Annotated in this window: 16 protein-coding genes; 11 read left to right on the forward strand and 5 right to left on the reverse strand. The window is 65.4% G+C overall.

From position 1 onward, the window contains the following. Window positions 1–82 precede the first annotated feature (82 nt). From QXH22_RS24890 to QXH22_RS24900, 3 genes are all read right to left on the reverse strand, one after another. Window positions 83–1,231 (reverse strand): thiolase family protein, encoded by a 1,149-nt coding sequence (locus tag QXH22_RS24890; RefSeq protein WP_306277315.1) that lies wholly within the window; start codon window positions 1,229–1,231, stop codon window positions 83–85. 93 nt (window positions 1,232–1,324) lie between these two features. After that, window positions 1,325–2,491, reverse strand: coding sequence for an acyl-CoA dehydrogenase family protein (locus tag QXH22_RS24895; RefSeq protein WP_306246230.1), 1,167 nt, complete (start codon window positions 2,489–2,491; stop codon window positions 1,325–1,327). 89 nt (window positions 2,492–2,580) lie between these two features. After that, complete coding sequence (locus tag QXH22_RS24900; RefSeq protein ID WP_306246232.1) at window positions 2,581–3,879, reverse strand: amidohydrolase family protein; 1,299 nt, start codon at window positions 3,877–3,879, stop codon at window positions 2,581–2,583. Window positions 3,880–4,183: 304 nt separating this feature from the next. Between QXH22_RS24900 and QXH22_RS24905 the strand changes: the two genes are divergently transcribed. Genes QXH22_RS24905 through QXH22_RS24935 form a run of 7 tightly spaced genes read left to right on the forward strand, consistent with a single transcriptional unit; the run spans window position 4,184 to window position 9,836 of the window. Continuing rightward, window positions 4,184–4,735: a carboxymuconolactone decarboxylase family protein gene (locus tag QXH22_RS24905; RefSeq protein WP_306246234.1), complete on the forward strand. Its 552-nt coding sequence runs from the start codon at window positions 4,184–4,186 to the stop codon at window positions 4,733–4,735. Window positions 4,736–4,737: 2 nt separating this feature from the next. Continuing rightward, a complete protein-coding gene (locus tag QXH22_RS24910; protein ID WP_306246236.1) occupies window positions 4,738–6,033 on the forward strand; it encodes an aromatic ring-hydroxylating dioxygenase subunit alpha in 1,296 nt (431 codons plus the stop codon). Then, window positions 6,014–6,340: a hypothetical protein gene (locus QXH22_RS24915; protein WP_306246238.1), complete on the forward strand. Its 327-nt coding sequence runs from the start codon at window positions 6,014–6,016 to the stop codon at window positions 6,338–6,340. The genes QXH22_RS24910 and QXH22_RS24915 overlap by 20 nt, the downstream gene beginning before the upstream one ends. Before the next feature lie 3 nt (window positions 6,341–6,343). Beyond that, window positions 6,344–7,558, forward strand: a complete 1,215-nt coding sequence (locus QXH22_RS24920) for an amidohydrolase family protein (protein WP_306277317.1) — start codon at window positions 6,344–6,346, stop codon at window positions 7,556–7,558. Next, complete coding sequence (locus QXH22_RS24925) at window positions 7,542–7,961, forward strand: nuclear transport factor 2 family protein (protein WP_306246242.1); 420 nt, start codon at window positions 7,542–7,544, stop codon at window positions 7,959–7,961. Before QXH22_RS24920 ends, QXH22_RS24925 begins: the two co-directional genes overlap by 17 nt. Beyond that, on the forward strand, window positions 7,958–9,046 hold the full coding sequence (locus tag QXH22_RS24930) for an acyl-CoA dehydrogenase family protein (protein WP_306246244.1): 1,089 nt from the start codon (window positions 7,958–7,960) through the stop codon (window positions 9,044–9,046). Before QXH22_RS24925 ends, QXH22_RS24930 begins: the two co-directional genes overlap by 4 nt. A 1-nt stretch (window position 9,047) precedes the next feature. Then, window positions 9,048–9,836 carry an acyl-CoA dehydrogenase family protein gene (locus QXH22_RS24935; RefSeq protein ID WP_306246246.1) on the forward strand — a complete coding sequence of 263 codons (789 nt, stop codon included), beginning with the start codon at window positions 9,048–9,050 and terminating at the stop codon, window positions 9,834–9,836. Window positions 9,837–9,956: 120 nt separating this feature from the next. On the opposite strand, the gene QXH22_RS24940 is transcribed toward QXH22_RS24935, so the two are convergent. Further along, window positions 9,957–11,132, reverse strand: a complete 1,176-nt coding sequence (locus QXH22_RS24940) for an acyl-CoA dehydrogenase family protein (RefSeq protein ID WP_306277318.1) — start codon at window positions 11,130–11,132, stop codon at window positions 9,957–9,959. 210 nt (window positions 11,133–11,342) lie between these two features. Between QXH22_RS24940 and QXH22_RS24945 the strand changes: the two genes are divergently transcribed. From QXH22_RS24945 to QXH22_RS24960, 4 genes are all read left to right on the forward strand, one after another. After that, window positions 11,343–11,996: a TetR/AcrR family transcriptional regulator gene (locus tag QXH22_RS24945; RefSeq protein WP_306246249.1), complete on the forward strand. Its 654-nt coding sequence runs from the start codon at window positions 11,343–11,345 to the stop codon at window positions 11,994–11,996. 218 nt (window positions 11,997–12,214) lie between these two features. After that, window positions 12,215–13,417, forward strand: a complete 1,203-nt coding sequence (locus QXH22_RS24950; RefSeq protein ID WP_306277319.1) for a cytochrome P450 — start codon at window positions 12,215–12,217, stop codon at window positions 13,415–13,417. An 18-nt stretch (window positions 13,418–13,435) separates the two neighbouring features. Then, window positions 13,436–14,275, forward strand: coding sequence for a mycofactocin-coupled SDR family oxidoreductase (locus tag QXH22_RS24955; protein WP_306246253.1), 840 nt, complete (start codon window positions 13,436–13,438; stop codon window positions 14,273–14,275). Window positions 14,276–14,284: 9 nt separating this feature from the next. Continuing rightward, window positions 14,285–15,121, forward strand: a complete 837-nt coding sequence (locus QXH22_RS24960; protein ID WP_306246255.1) for an SDR family NAD(P)-dependent oxidoreductase — start codon at window positions 14,285–14,287, stop codon at window positions 15,119–15,121. Between the two features lie 3 nt (window positions 15,122–15,124). Here QXH22_RS24960 and QXH22_RS24965 read toward each other — a convergent pair whose 3' ends face one another. Then, complete coding sequence (locus QXH22_RS24965; RefSeq protein WP_306277320.1) at window positions 15,125–15,934, reverse strand: SDR family NAD(P)-dependent oxidoreductase; 810 nt, start codon at window positions 15,932–15,934, stop codon at window positions 15,125–15,127. Between the last annotated feature and the right edge of the window lie 17 nt (window positions 15,935–15,951).

Consider the following 15,951-nt stretch of genomic DNA (forward strand, 5'->3'; position numbering starts at 1 on the left):
GAACCGTCGGGGTAACCAACCTAGTGAATACACAGTAGGTTGGTTTGCGGCACGAGACAAGGGGCCGGATCGGGGTACCGGATTAGCCCACCAACTCCACCAGCGTCGCGTTGGCGGTGCCGCCGCCCTCGCACATGGTCTGCAGCCCGAAACGAATGCCGTTGTCGCGCATGTGATGCACCATGCGCGTCATCAGCACCGCACCGGACGCGCCCAGCGGGTGGCCGAGCGAAATCGCGCCGCCCAGCGGGTTCAGCCGCTGCGGGTCCGCGCCGGTTTCGGCGAGCCAGGCCAGCGGCACGGGCGCGAAGGCTTCATTGACCTCGAAGACACCCACCTCGTCGATCCGGACGCCGGACTTCAACAGCACCTTCTCGGTCGCCGGGATCGGGCCGGTCAGCATCAGCACCGGGTCCGCACCGGCGACCGCGCCGGCGCGATAACGCACGATCGGGGTCAGACCCATTTCCAGGGCCAGCTCCGACGTCGTCACCAGCAGCGCGGCGGCACCGTCGGATATCTGAGAAGAGTTGCCCGCGTGGATGACGCCGTCGTCGGCGAACGCCGGCTTCAGTCCGGCGAGTTTGTCCACGGTCGTCCCGCGCCGTACGCCTTCGTCCTGGTGCACGATCGAACCGTCGTCGCAGAACACCGGAACGATCTGTTCGGTGAACGCGCCGCTGTCCTGGGCCGCGGCCGCGCGTTCGTGGGACTGGGCGGAGTATTCGTCGAGCCTGGTGCGGGACAGGCCCCACTTCTTGGCGATCAGCTCCGCGCTGATGCCCTGATTGAACGAGAAGTCGTCATAGCGAGCAAGCACTTTGGGCCCGTACGGCATGCCGGTCGCCCGGGCCGCACCGAGGGGCACCCGGCTCATGACCTCGACACCCCCGGCCACCACCACATCCTGCTGACCCGACATCACGGCCTGTACCGCGAAGTCGAGGGCCTGCTGGCTGGATCCGCATGCGCGATTGACGGTGGTCCCGGGAATGGTCTCCGGCCAGCCGGCCGCCAGCACGGCGTAGCGCCCGATGTTGGCGGACTGGTCGCCGACCTGACTGACGCAGCCCCAGACCACGTCGTCGACCAGCTCAGGGCTGACGCCGGCACGGTCCATCAGTTCGTTGAGGACGACGGCGGACAGGTCGGCGGGGTGCACACTCGCGAGCCCGCCGTTGCGCTTGCCTACCGCCGTACGCACCGCCTCGACAATGACTGTTTCGCGCATGCTTCACTCCGCCTCTCGATCGCCGAACGTGAAATGACGGCGGAAAAAACGCGGGAAAAGCGCCGTCACTTCACATTCGATGATCAACCTACGTCAGTAGCTTCTGGGCAGCTTCAGCGCATGCGATCCCAGGAAGTTCAGGATCATCTCCTGGCTGATCGGCGCGATCTTCATCAGCCGCGCCTCACGGAAGTAGCGCGTGACGTGGTACTCCTCGGCATATCCCATGCCCCCGTGGGTCTGCAGCGCTCGGTCGGCGGCGGCAAATCCGGCGTCGGCGCACAGGTACTTCGCTGTATTGGCCTCGCGCCCACAGGGTTTGCCGTTGTCATACAGCCACGTCGCTTTGCGCAGCATCAGCTCGGCGGCGTCGAGGCGGGCCAGCGAATCCGCCAGCGGGAACTGAATGCCCTGGTTCATCCCGATCGGCCGGCCGAAGACCTCGCGCTCGTTGGCGTACTTCACGGCCCTGTCCAGCGCCACCCGGCCGATGCCCAGCGCTTCGGCCGCGATCAGCATCCGCTCCGGGTTGAGTCCGTCGAGGATGTACTGAAAACCCTTGCCCTCCTCGCCGACTCGGTCTTCGACTGGGATTTCGAGGTTGTCGATGAACAGCTCGTTTGAGCTGACGGCGTTGCGGCCCATCTTGTTGATCGGGCGGATGTCGACCCGGCTGCGGTCGAGGTCAGTCAGGAACAGCGTCATGCCGTCGGTCTTCTTGGCGACTTCGTCGTAGGCCTGGGTGCGTGTCAGCAGCAGGATCTTGTCGGATTCCATTGCCTTGGAAATCCACACTTTTCGGCCGTTGACGACGTAGTGATCACCGTTGCGCTTGGCGAACGTGGTGATGCGCGAGGTGTCCAGCCCGGCCCCGGGCTCGGTCACCCCGAAACACACGTGGACTTCTCCGGTCGCCACCGGAGGCAGGGTGCGCGCCTTGAGTTCGTCGGAGCCGTGCACTACGACGGGCTGCATGCCGAAGATCGACAGGTGGATCGAACTCGCCGCGTTCATGGCGCCGCCGGATTTGGCGACCTCTTCGAGCAGAATCGTCGCCTCGGTGATGCCCAGCCCGTGACCGCCGTACTCGGTGGGAATCGTCATGCCCAGCCAGCCGCCGTCGGCGATGGCGCGATAGAACTCCGCCGGAAACTCGTGCGCCTGGTCTTTTTCCATCCAGTAGTGGTCGTCGAACTTGGCCGCCAACTCGGCCACCGACCGCCGGATCAGCTCCTGATCCTCGGTGAGCTCGAACTCCATTGCCGCGCCCCTTTCCCTGCGCGAGCAGTCGCAAACTCGCACGATCGCGGGTCAGATAGTGCGAGTTTGCGACTGCTCGCCGTAGAACGTCAGTCCGTATTGCCGGTCAGCGATTTCGCGTTGGCCGCGAAGTCGGCGAACGACGACCCCGCCCGGACGTCCTTGTGGTGACTCGACGCCCGGATGGACACGTCATGTCCTTCGGCGGCCTTCCGCAGCGCGCCGACGGTAGCCTGCTCGGGCGTGATGTGGGTGAACGGATCGAACGAGTACCAGCGCATCGCGTTCTGGTGGGTGATCTTGTTGATCTCATCGTCAGGTACGTCGTTCAGTGATAACACGTCCCACAACTCCTCGGGCGCGCCCGGCCACATCGAGTCGCTGTGCGGGTAGTCAGCCTCCCAGCAGATGTTGTCGATCCCGATCATGTTGCGCAGCGCGACGCCCACCTTGTCGCTGATGAAGCAGGTGAGGAAGTGCTCGCGGAAGACCTCGGACGGCAACTTCCCGCCGAAGTTCTGGTGCGTCCAGGTCGAGTGCATCTCATAGGTGCGGTCGGCCCGCTCCAAGAAGTAGGGAATCCACCCGGTGCCGCCCTCGGACAGCGCGACCTTGAGGTCCGGGTACTCCTTGATCGGCCGCGACCACAGCAGGTCCGCAGCGGCCTGCACGATGTTCATCGGCTGCAGCGTGATCATCACGTCCATCGGCGCGTCCGGCGCCGTGATCGCCAGCCGGCCCGAGGACCCGATGTGCACGTTCATCACGGTGTCGGTGTCGCACAAGGCTTTCCACAGCGGATTCCAATATTCGTTGTGGAAGCTGGGGTATCCCATCGCGGCCGGGTTCTCGGTGAACGTCAGCGCGTGCACGCCCTTCTTGGCAACCCGGCGCACCTCGGCCGCGCACGCCTCGGCATCCCAGATCACCGGTATCGCCATCGGGATGAACCGCGCCGGATACGCGCCGCACCACTCCTCGATGTGCCAGTCGTTGTAGGCCTGCACCAGCGCGATCGAGAATTCCGGATCGTCGGTGGCGAACAGGCGTCCGGCGAAGCCGGGGAAGGAGGGGAAACAGATCGACGCCAGGATGCCGCCGGCGTTCATGTCCTTGACGCGCTCGTCGACGTTGTAACAACCGGGCCGGATCTCGTCGAGGCCGGCGGGCTCGATTCCGTACTCTTCCTTCGGCCGGCCGGCGACCGCGTTGAGCGCCACGTTCGGGATGACCGTGTCGCGGAACTTCCACATGTCCGAGCCGTCGGCGTTGTGCACCAGCCGCGGCGCGTCGTCCAGGTACTTGGACGGCAGGTGGTTCTTGAACATGTTCGGTGGCTCGACGGTGTGGTCGTCCACGCTGATCAGGATCATGTCCTCTTTGTTCACGGGTATCCCCTTCTCATCTGATCCACCTGATCGGGTGTGTTGAGCAGGCTTCAAGCCGCAGAGCAGAGCCCACCTGCGCCGAGCTCCCTATACGTTGAAAACTATCTTCTCGCCAAGCGAGAATCAACATCCAGCATAGGCTTCCGGGCGCTCGGCGGCCCGCTTCGTGCCGCAATCCGCCGGCCGCGGTTGCCGCCCATCGCGCCAGCATTGACCCGTCGCCCGTTTCATGCAAGTCTATTAGTTGGAAATGAGAATATGATTCTCTCTAAGCGAGAGGATGCACGTGAGAAGGACCGGACCGATGCGTTTACCCCCGCTGCCCGCAGATCAGTGGGACGAGGCTGTCGACGGGGCGCTGGCCGTCATGCTCCCGCCGGAGCGACGCAATCCTCGCGATGCCTCCAACGTCCTGTCGACGTTGGTCAACCACCCGGTCCTGACCAAAGCGTTTCTGAAGTTCAACGTCCACCTCTTGTTCTCCTCCACCTTGCCGCCGCGCATCCGCGAACTGGCGATTTTGCGCGTCGCGCACCGTCGCGAATGCGCCTACGAATGGACGCACCACGTGGATCTCGCCAAGCGGGAGGGCATTACCGACGCGGAAATCGACGCGGTGGCAAGGGGTGACGGCGCATTCGACGAATTCGAGCAGGCGGTGATCACCGGCGTCGACGAGCTCGATGAGAAGTCCCAGTTGTCCGACGCGACTTGGGCTGCACTCGGCACCCGACTCGACGAACGCCAGCGCATGGACTACGTCTTCACGGTCGGCTCCTACACCATGCTGGCCATGGCGCTCAACACATTTGGCGTTGCGCTCGAGAACGACGCCGACCTTCAAGAGAAGAGGTAACAGTGGCCCACTTCCCCAAACCAGCCGCCGGCAGCTGGACGAAGAACTACCCCGAACTGGGCACCGCACCCGTCGATTACAGCGACTCGATCGATCCCGCGTTCTTCGAAGCCGAGCGCGAAGCGATCTTCAAGCGCACCTGGCTCAACGTGGGCCGCGTCGAACGGTTGCCGCGCACCGGCAGCTACTTCACCAAGGAGCTGCCCTCGGCCGGTAAAGGCATGTCGGTGATCGTCGTCAAGACCAAGGACGGATCGGTCAAGGCCTTCCATAACGTCTGCCGGCACCGCGGAAACAAGCTGGTGTGGAACGACTTTCCGAACGAGGAGACATCCGGCACCTGCCGGCAGTTCACCTGCAAGTACCACGCCTGGCGATACAGCCTCGACGGTGACCTGACCTTCGTCCAACAGGAGGACGAGTTCTTCGACCTCGACAAGGGCGACTTCGGCCTGGTGCCGGTGCGCTGCGAGGTGTGGGAAGGTTTCATCTTCATCAACTTCGACAAGAACGCGCAGCCGCTCGTCGACTATATGGGCCCGATGGGCAAGGGCATCGAGGGTTACCCCTTCCACGAGATGACCGAAACCTATTCCTACCGAGCCGAAGTCGGCAGCAACTGGAAGCTGTTCATCGACGCGTTCGCCGAGTTCTACCATGCCCCGGTGCTGCACCAGGGGCAGTACACGAAGGAAGAAGCCGCCAAGATCATCAAGTACGGCTTCGAGGCGCTGCATTATGAGCTGGCCAGCCCGCACGGAATGATCTCGACCTGGGGAGGTCAGGCCCCGCCGGTGGACATGAGCATGGTCAAGCCGATGGACCAGGTGCTGCGCAGCGGGCTGTTCGGCCCCTGGGACAAGCCGGAAGTGATCGCGAACCTTGACACGCTGCCGCCGGGCGTGAACCCGAAGAAGGTCAAGCAGTGGGGCGTCGACTCCTGGCACTTCTATCCGAACTTCATGTTGCTGATCTGGGAACCGGGTTGGTTCCTCACGTACCACTACTGGCCGACCGCCGTGGACAAGCACATCTTCGAGTGCACGCTGTACTTCGTCCCGCCCCGAAATGCCCGGGAGCGCCTGGCACATGAGCTGGCCGCGGTGACGTTCAAGGAGTACGCACTGCAGGATGCCAACACCCTGGAAGCGACGCAGACCATGATCGGCACCAAGGTGGTCAACGACTTCCCGTTGTGCGATCAGGAGATCCTGCTGCGCCATCTGCACAAGGTGACCGGCGACTACGTAGCCAACTTCGCGAAGGAGAGCCAGAACAATGGCAAAGTTACCGTCTGAATTCGCCGAACTGGAGCCATATCTGGACTGGGATCTGGCCACCGAGCCGGAGCGGTACGCCAAGCGCCTGGCCTCGACGATGGGCCAGATGCAGGAGTTCTACGACGCTGCCTTCCCGCGTCTGAACGACGTCATCGCCTACTGTGACAGGTACCCACTGGACGATCTACCCGAGGACGCGCGGTCGCTGATGCACCTGATGCAGTCACTGGTGATGGTGTCGTTCCCGATCGAGGCGTGGAAGCAGCCCCGGGTTCCCGACAGCGGCGCGGCATGGGTGGAGTGCATCAGGGAACCGGTGATCTGAAGGGTGTTGACGCTCAAGGCAGCTGGGCTACTCGACGTCGACGCCGGCGAGATCGTCTCGCCGGGCATCATCCGGGTCGACGGCGACCGAATCGCCGGCATCGGAGGTGAGCCCGAGGGCGACCTGATCGACCTGGGCGACCAGGTCCTGATGCCCGGGCTGATGGACATGGAGGTCAACCTGCTGATGGGTGGCCGCGGCGAGAAGCCGGGGTTGTCCCAGGTCCAGGATGACCCGCCGACCCGGGTGCTGCGCGCCGTCGGCAATGCCCGGCGCACCCTGCGCGCTGGCTTCACCACGGTGCGAAACCTGGGACTGTTCGTCAAGACCGGCGGGTATCTGCTCGACGTCGCCCTAGGCAACGCCATCGACGCGGGCTGGATCGAAGGGCCCCGCATTGTGCCTGCCGGACATGCCATTACACCCACCGGCGGGCACCTGGACCCGACGATGTTCGCCGCCTTCGCGCCGCACGTGCTGGACCTGACGATCGAAGAGGGCATCGCCAACGGCGTGGACGAAATCCGACGGGCCGTGCGCTACCAGATCAAGCACGGCGCCCAGCTGATCAAGGTGTGCTGCTCCGGTGGGGTCATGTCGCTGACCGGACCACCTGGCGCCCAACACTATTCCGACGACGAGTTGTGCGCCATCGTCGACGAGGCACACCGGCGCGGGCTGCGCGTGGCAGCACACACGCACGGCGCCGACGCGGTCAAACACGCGGTGGCGGCCGGCATCGACTGCATCGAGCACGGATTCCTGATCGACGACGAGGCGATCGCCCTGATGGTCGCGAACGGCACTTTCCTGGTGAGCACCCGGCGACTGGCCGAGGGCATGGACGTCTCGCACGCGCCGCCCGAACTTCAGGCCAAGGCCGCCGAGATGTTTCCGAAGTCGCGAACCTCCATCCTGGCGGCCTACGAGGCCGGCGTGAAGATCGCGGTCGGCACCGACGCGCCCGCGATACCGCACGGCCGTAACGCCGATGAGCTTGTCACCCTGGTGGAGTGGGGGCTGCCGCCGCTGGCGGTGCTGCGTGCGGCGACCGTGACGGCCGCGGACCTGATCAACTCCACCGAGCTGGGACGTCTGGCCGCGGGCATGCTGGCCGACATCATCGCGGTGCCCGGAAATCCGTTGGAGGACATCACGGTCACCCGCAACGTCAGCTTCGTGATGAAAGGCGGCAAGGTGTATGCCAACCAGAACTGACGACTTGGTGGAGATCCAGCAACTGCTCGCCCGGTACGCCGTCACCATCACCCAGGGCGACATCGAGGGACTAGTCGGTGTGTTCACGCCGGACGGCACCTACAGCGCGTTCGGCGACACCTACACACTCGACCGGTTCCCGGAGCTGGTGGCCGCCGCGCCCAAGGGCCTGTTCATGACCGGCACCTCTCTGGTTGAGCTGGACGGTGATTCGGCCACCGGCACCCAACCGCTGTGCTTCATCGAGCACTCGGCGCACGACATGCGAATCGGTTACTACCGCGACACGTACCTGCGCACCGCCGACGGCTGGCGCCTGAAGACCCGCGCCATGACCTTCATCCGGCGCAGTGGGGTTCATGATTCGGGACGGCCGCACGCCGTGGGGCGCCCCTCCCCGTGAATGTCGACGAGTTCCGGGCGGGCTTGTGCGCATGGCTCGACGAGCATGACCTGACGCCCGGGCCGGAGCACTCGCTGCAGGGCCACCTGCGGCAGTTCGCCCGAGTCAGCGAAGCGTTGTACGAGGCCGGCTGGATGCGCTACGGCTGGCCCACCTCGGTGGGCGGACTGGGGGGGCCGGCACTGCTGCGCGCGATCGTCGGCGAGGAAGTGGTGGGCCGCCGCCTGGCCGAACCCGGCCCCTACTCGATGGTGGAAGTACTGGCCCCCACCATGATCGACTACGCGCCAACCGAACTCGCCGCGGAGATGGTGCCGCGGCTGCTCAGCGGCCGCGAGCAGTGGTGCCAGGGCTTCTCGGAACCGGGATCCGGCAGCGATCTGGCGTCGTTGTCGACCCGGGCGGTCCCCGACGGCGACAACTGGATCGTCAACGGGCAGAAGGTCTGGACCAGTTTCGCGCAGTTCTCCACCCGGTGTGTGCTGCTCACCCGCACGGCGCCGGGCCATGACGGCATCACCGCGTTCTTCGTCGACCTGGACACCCCGGGCATCACGATCCGCCCGTTGCGCACCATGCACGGTGTCGACGAGTTCTGCGAGGTGTACTACGACGACGTGGTGATCCCGTCCAGCCGCATGCTCGGCAAGCCCGGGGACGGCTGGCGGCTCGCGATGGATCTGCTGCCCTACGAACGGTCGACCTGCTTCTGGCAGCGGATCGCCTACCTGTATTCGCGATTCGACGCGCTGATCGCCGAAGTGACCGAACCCGACGAATCAGCCTTGGGCGCTGCCTATCTCGCGCTGCATACCCTGCGCTGCCGATCCCGCGCGACCCAGCACCGGCTGGCCGACGGGGCGCGGCTCGGACCGGACACCTCCATCGACAAGGTGTTGCTGGCCGGCGCAGAACAACGCCTCTACGACACCGTCCGCGACCTGATGCCGGGCGCGCTCGAACTCGACGACACGGCGTGGCGTCCGGAGTACCTCTACTCGCGCGCGGCGACCATCTACGGCGGCACCGCGGAGATCCAGCGCAACATCATCGCCCGGCGGCTGCTCGACCTCGGGAAGGAGTGACATGGACCCGGAGCTGGCGTTGCTGGCCGAGTCGTTGCGGACGGCGATGACCGCCGCCGGCGGCGCCGTGCTGGACGCCGCCCTGGCCGAACTCGGCTGGCTGGACATGCTCGACGAAATTCCCTCGACCGCAATCCCTCTGGTATTCCGGCTACTCGGCGAGACGGGTGCGCACGCGCCGGTGCTCAACGACGTGGTGCTGCGGGCCGCCGGCCGGACGGGCGGCGGTACGGTGCCACTGCCGTATGCCGGTGGCTCCTGGGTGATCTGGGAGCGCGGTGACCGGGTCTCATCCGCACTGGACGACGAACTTCCGATCCACCGGGTGGCGGCCGGCGATCCTGTGCCGCTCGGCGCCGGCCGGCAGGCGCTGGGCTGGTGGCTGGTCGGCACCAGCCGGGCCATGCTGTCGCTGGCCCGGCGTCACGCCCTGGATCGCATCCAATTCGGCAGGCCTATCGCGTCTTTCCAGGCAGTGCGCCACCGGCTCGCCGAGACGCTGGTTGCCATCGAGGGCGCCGAGGCGACACTGCAGGCCGCCGCCGACCAGCCGGACGAGTTCGTGTGTCTGCTGGCCAAGGCCGCGGCCGGCCAGGCAGCACTGACGGCGGCGCGGCATTGCCAACAGGTGCTCGGAGGCATCGGCTTCACCGCCGAGCATCAGTTACACCGCCATGTGAAGCGGGCACTGGTGCTGGACGGATTGCTCGGCAGCTCGCGGGAACTGACCCGCGAAGCGGGAGCCCACCTCCGCGCCGTGGGCTCGGCTCCCCGGCTGGTCCACCTTTAGGCTCTGGGCTTCAAGCGCCGTTGGCCCACCCCTAGGCGCCGAGTGTGAATGTCGCGACGCGACACGCCGGGGTGGCGTCGTCAGATTCACAGTGGTGCAGGCTTTTCCGAGCACGCACGACTATCCGCGCGGCATCCCGAGCACCCGCTCGGCAATGATGTTGCGCTGGATTTCCGACGTGCCACCGGCGATGGTCCCGGCGAAGCTTCGGGCGTATCGGTCGAACCAGCTGCCATAGTGGGCGTCGAGGTTCAGCGGGGCAAACGGCGCGGTGATCGCGGGATGGATCAGGCCCTCGGCGCCCTTGGCGTTCAGGGCGTCCTCGGCGGCGCGCTGCACGGCCTCCGAACCGAGCAATTTGAGCACCGACTGACCGGGCACATCCTCTTCACCGCGCGCCGCCTTGGCCAGGGTCACCGAACCCAGCAGCCGCATCGCCCAGGCATCCATCACCAGCGTGGCGTAGCGGTCCCGTTCCAGCACGCCAGTCGGCGTGAAATCGGTTGTCTGCTGGTCCAATAGATTGGCGTAGTCGAGCCACAGCATGGCGCGCTCGTGGCCGAGCGCGCCGGTCGCCACCCGCCAGCCACCGTCGAGTTCGCCGACCAGATTCTCGGCGGGCACCCGCGCGTCGGTGAAGAACACCTCGTTGAATTCGACGTCGTCGTGGTCGCACACCGAGGCGAACGGCCGGCGCACGACACCCGGGATATCGGTCGGAATCAGCAGCACGCTGATGCCCTTGTGCTTGGGGACATCCGGATTGGTGCGCACGAAGGTCAGCAACACATCGGCGTCGTGGGCCCCCGACGTCCACACCTTCTGGCCGTTGACCACAAAGTCGTCGCCGTCGCGCACCGCGCGCGTCTTCAGAGACGCCAGGTCCGAACCGGCTCCGGGTTCGCTCATCCCGAGCGACGCCGTCATCTCCGCGCGCAGAATCGGCACCGCCCAACGCTGCTTCTGCTCGGTAGTCCCGAAAGACAACAACGACGCCGCGATGATCCCGACGCCCTGCGGGTTGAAGCTGCGGTAGATACGCCGGCGCGCCATCTCGTCGGCATGCACGTACTGCTGCAGCAGCGTCGCGTTTCGTCCGCCGAATTCGGGCAGGTTGCCCGGTAGCAGCCAGCCGTTGTCGAACAACAACCGCTGCCAGCGGGCCGCCCACTCCGGCACGTGGGAGCACGAGCGCGGCCGCAGCACGCCGTCCGCCTCATCGGGCAGATGCTCGTCGAGAAAGGCGACGAATTCCGCGCGGAATGCCTCGACGTCGGCATCAAAAGTCAGCTGCACAGAATCTCCTCGCGGCTTCTCCCGGCTACCGGGTGTGCACTCTCACGAATGTGCTTCCCAAACACCCGTGCAAGAGAATATTATTCTCGTCGTGAGGAAGTTACAATCTCCAAGACATCGTCCGTGAGGAGGTCGAGCGCACCGATGGCCCGACGTTCTCCGGTACAGTCCAACCATGTTCTCTCCTCGCGGCAATCTCCCGAGCCGCCCGTGACCAGCCCGGGCGAAGAGCCGGCCTGGAAACAGCGGGCCGTCGAGCGATCCATCAAGACCGCGAAACTGCGGGCGGCGCAGCGCGTGCAGCGCTTCCTGGACGCCGCGCAGGCCATCATCATCGAGAAGGGCAGCACTGACTTCACGGTGCAGGAGGTCGTCGACCGCTCCCGGCAGTCGTTGCGCAGCTTCTACCTGCAGTTTGACGGCAAACACGAGTTGTTGCTCGCCTTGTTCGAGGATGCGCTGAGCCGCTCCGCCGACCAGATCCGGGCCGCCACCGAAAGCCACACCGATGCCCTGGAGCGGCTCAAAGTCGCCGTGGAGCTGCTGTACGAGGCCTCCCGCCCCGACCCGACGGCCAGGCGACCGCTGTTCACCGATTTCGCGCCGCGGTTGCTCGTCACACACCCGGCCGAGGTCAAGGTTGCGCACGCGCCACTGCTGGCTTTGCTGACCGAACTGATGGAAGCCGCTTGCGACGCCGGAAAGCTGCGGACCGGCGTCAACCCCAAGCGGATGGCCGCCATGACTATGCAGACAGTGATGTTCATCGCACAGTCCAGCGGCGGTTCCGACGACGCGACGGTCCACCCGATCAGCGCCGACGAGGTCTGGGATTTCTGCTCACGCGGATTCGCAGGCAACTAGCGTTCGGCCGTTTCCGGTCATTTCGATCTTCCGACGAGCGAATATCGCACCACTTCGCGGCTACGAGAATCATATTCTCTGAAAAATAGAACCTCAAATAGCCGAAACGGATTCCACGTTGACACTCGTTGGTGGGTAATGACAGAGTTCTAGAGGCGGCATGAACGCGCAGCCCGAATCAAACGGGCGGCGCGTAACCGGCGAGAGGGCAATCACCCGTGACAGTAAGCGCAGCCAGCGACGTCTATTTCGACCCGTACGATGTCCAGCTCAACGCTGATCCCTACCCCATGTTCCGGCGGCTGCGCGAGGAATCGCCGCTCTACTACAACGAGCAGCACGACTTCTATACGCTCAGTCGGTTCGCCGATGTCGACAACGCGATCGTCGACTATCAGACTTTCAGCTCTGCCCGCGGCGCGATCCTCGAACTCATCCGGGCCAATATCGATATGCCACCGGGAGTGCTGATCTTCGAGGACCCGCCCGTCCACGACATTCACCGTAAGCTGTTGTCGCGCATGTTCACTCCGCGCAAGATCAGCGACCTGGAGCCCAAGATCCGGGAGTTCTGCGCGCGCAGCCTGGATCCGCTGATCGGTACCGGCAAATTCGACTTCGTCAACGACCTCGGCGCGCAGATGCCGATGCGGGTGATCGGAATGCTGCTGGGTGTACCGGAGGAAGATCAGGAAGCCGCAAGGGATTTCGCCAACGCCCAGATGCGCACCGAGGCCGGCAAGCCGATGGAGTTCTCGGCCGAATCCATGCTCAGCGGCGAGTTTTTCGGCCGGTATATCGATTGGCGTGCGGATCATCCGTCCAACGACATCATGACCGAATTGCTCAACGCCGAGTTCGAGGACGAGACCGGAACCGTCCGGCGCATGCGGCGCGATGAACTGCTTACCTACGTCACCGTCGTCTCCGGCGCCGGTAACGAGACCACCACCCGGCTGATCGGTTGGGCGGGAAAGGTTCTAGCAGAGCACCCGGATCAGCGTCGCGCACTGGTGGAGAATCCGGCGCTGATACCCGCTGCTGTCGAGGAGTTGTTGCGCTACGAGCCGCCGGCACCGCACGTGGCCCGCTATGTCACCCGGGACGTCGAGTATTACGGCCAGCGGGTGCCCGAAGGCAGCGTGATGATGATGCTGATCGGTGCGGCGAACCGCGACCATCGCCAATTTCCGCCGGATGGCGACGTTTTCGACATCCGCCGCGAACCGCGCCAGCACCTGACGTTCAGCGTAGGAACCCACTACTGTCTCGGCTCGGCGCTGGCCCGTCTGGAGGGCCGTATCGCGCTCGAGGAGATTCTGAAGCGCTTCCCCGAATGGGAAGTCGACCTTACCAGCGCCACGCTTTCCCCGACGTCGACCGTGCGGGGCTGGGAATCCATGCCGGCCGTCTTCGGCTGAATCACGCAGGAGGGAAACATGACTGGACGCGTAGCGGGCAAAGTTGCCTTTGTCACCGGTGCGGCGCGGGGCCAGGGACGCAGCCACGCGGTGCGGTTGGCCGAGGAAGGCGCCGACATCATCGCCGTCGACGTGTGCAGGCCGATCGTCAAGAACACGACCATTCCGGCGTCGACGCCGGAGGATCTGGCCGAGACCGCCGACCTCGTCAAGGGCCTGGATCGGCGGATCGTCACGGCCGAAGTCGACGTGCGCGACTTCGACGCCCTCAAGGCTGCCGTGGACAGTGGCGTGGAGCAGTTGGGCCGGCTGGACATCATCGTGGCCAACGCCGGTATCGGCAACGGCGGCGACACGCTGGACAAGACCAGTGAATACGACTGGCAGGAGATGATCGACGTCAATCTGTCCAGCGTCTGGAAGTCGATCAAAGCCGGTGTGCCGCATATCCTTGCCGGAAAGCGGGGTGGTTCCATCGTACTGACCAGCTCGGTCGGGGGGCTCAAAGCCTATCCGCATTGCGGCAGTTACGTCGCCGCCAAGCACGGCGTCGTGGGCATCATGCGGTCGTTTGCGGTTGAGTTGGGGCAGCACATGATTCGCGTCAACTCGGTGCATCCCACGCACGTCGCCACGCCGATGCTGCACAACGAGGGCACCTTCAGGATGTTCCGTCCGGACCTGGAGAATCCCGGCCCGGACGACATGGCACCGATCTGTCAGATGTTCCACACGCTGCCCATTCCGTGGGTCGAACCGCAGGACATCAGCAACGCCGTGCTGTTCTTCGCATCCGACGAGTCTCGGTACATCACCGGTGTCACCCTGCCGGTGGATGCGGGGAGCTGCCTCAAATAGGGTTCGTCCATGGACGGATTCGAGGGACGCGGAGCGGTCATCACCGGTGGCGCGAGCGGTATCGGCCTGGCCACCGCCACCGAGTTGGCTCAGCGCGGCGCCCGGGTGGTGCTCGCCGACGTCGACCAGCCCGGGCTGGAATTGGCGGTCACGCACCTGCGGGGTCAGGGCTTCGACGCCCACGGGGTGATGTGCGACGTCCGGCATCTCGAAGAGGTGGTGCGTCTGGCCGACAAAGCCTTCCGGTTGCTCGGCCAGGTCGACATCGTGTTCAGCAACGCGGGCATCGTGGTGGCCGGACCGATCGCCGAGATGACGCACGAGGACTGGCGCTGGGTGATCGACATCGACCTGTGGGGATCGATCCACGCCGTCGAAGCGTTTCTGCCGCGACTGCTCGAGCAGGGCACGGGCGGCCACATCGCGTTCACCGCCTCCTTCGCCGGCCTGGTCCCCAATGCCGGTCTCGGTGCCTACGGCGTCGCCAAGTACGGTGTCGTCAGCCTGGCCGAGACGCTGGCCCGCGAGGTGAAGGGCAACGGCATCGGAGTCTCCGTGCTATGCCCGATGGTCGTGGAGACCAAGCTGGTGTCCAACTCCGAGCGGATCCGCGGCGCGGACTACGGTCTGGCTTCCACACCGGACGTGACCGGGTCGCTGGGAACGCTGCCCGAGCAGGACGACACGCTGGGCGTCCGCGAACTCGCCCGCCTGACGGCTGACGCGATCTTGGCCAACCGCTTGTACATCCTTCCGCACGAGGCGTCCCGGGCGTCGATCCGGCGCCGGTTCGACCGCATTGACCGGACGTTCGACGAACAGGCCGCCGAGGGCTGGCGCCACTGAGCGTCAGGAACTCGGCCCCAGGCGGTAAGCGCCCGTCCGCGGGTCGTGGTACCACCCGCCCGCGGCGTGCGTTCCGCCGTCGACATGCAACGTCTGGCCCGTGATATATGCCGCCATATCAGAAGCGAGAAATACTGCCACGCTGGCTGTTTCGTCGACGTGGCCGGGGCGTCCCCAGGGCACGACCGCGCCCATGGTGGCGGTGGCGTCCTCGCCACCGAGCTGCGCCAGACCTTCGGTCAGGGTGATGTCGGGCGCAATCGCGTTGACCCGGATGCCGTGCGGCGCCAGTTCCAGCGCGGCGGTCTTCGTGTAGTTGATGACGCCGGCCTTGGCGGCCGCGTATGCCGCGTAGCCGGGCGCGGCCCGCACCCCCTCGATCGAGGTGACCGCCATGATGCTGCCGGGCAGACCCTCGTCCACCATCCGTCGCGCAACTCGCTGGGTACACAGCAGCACGTGCCGCAGGTTGGCCCGATACAAGGCGTCCCAGCCGTTTTCACTCGTCTCGAGCAGCGGCGAGGAGAACACTCCGCCGGCGTTGTTGACCAGGATTGTCGGCGTCCCGAGTTCAGCAACCGTCCGCGCCAGGGCCGCATCGACCTGGCCGCTGTCCCGGACGTCGACGGTGATACCCAGTGCACCAATCGATTTCGCGGCCTGCGCGCAGGATTCGGGGTTGCGTTCCCAAATGGCCACCCGCGCACCGAAGGCCGCGAAGCCCGCAGCGATGCCGCGTCCGATGCCGGCTCCCCCGCCGGTGACGACCGCGACGCGGCCGGTGAGCAGGATGTTCGACGGATCAACAGCCACGGCTACCCCCGGCGAGC

The organism is Mycobacterium sp. TY814 (genome assembly GCF_030755175.1).
Taxonomy (GTDB): Bacteria; Actinomycetota; Actinomycetes; order Mycobacteriales; family Mycobacteriaceae; genus Mycobacterium.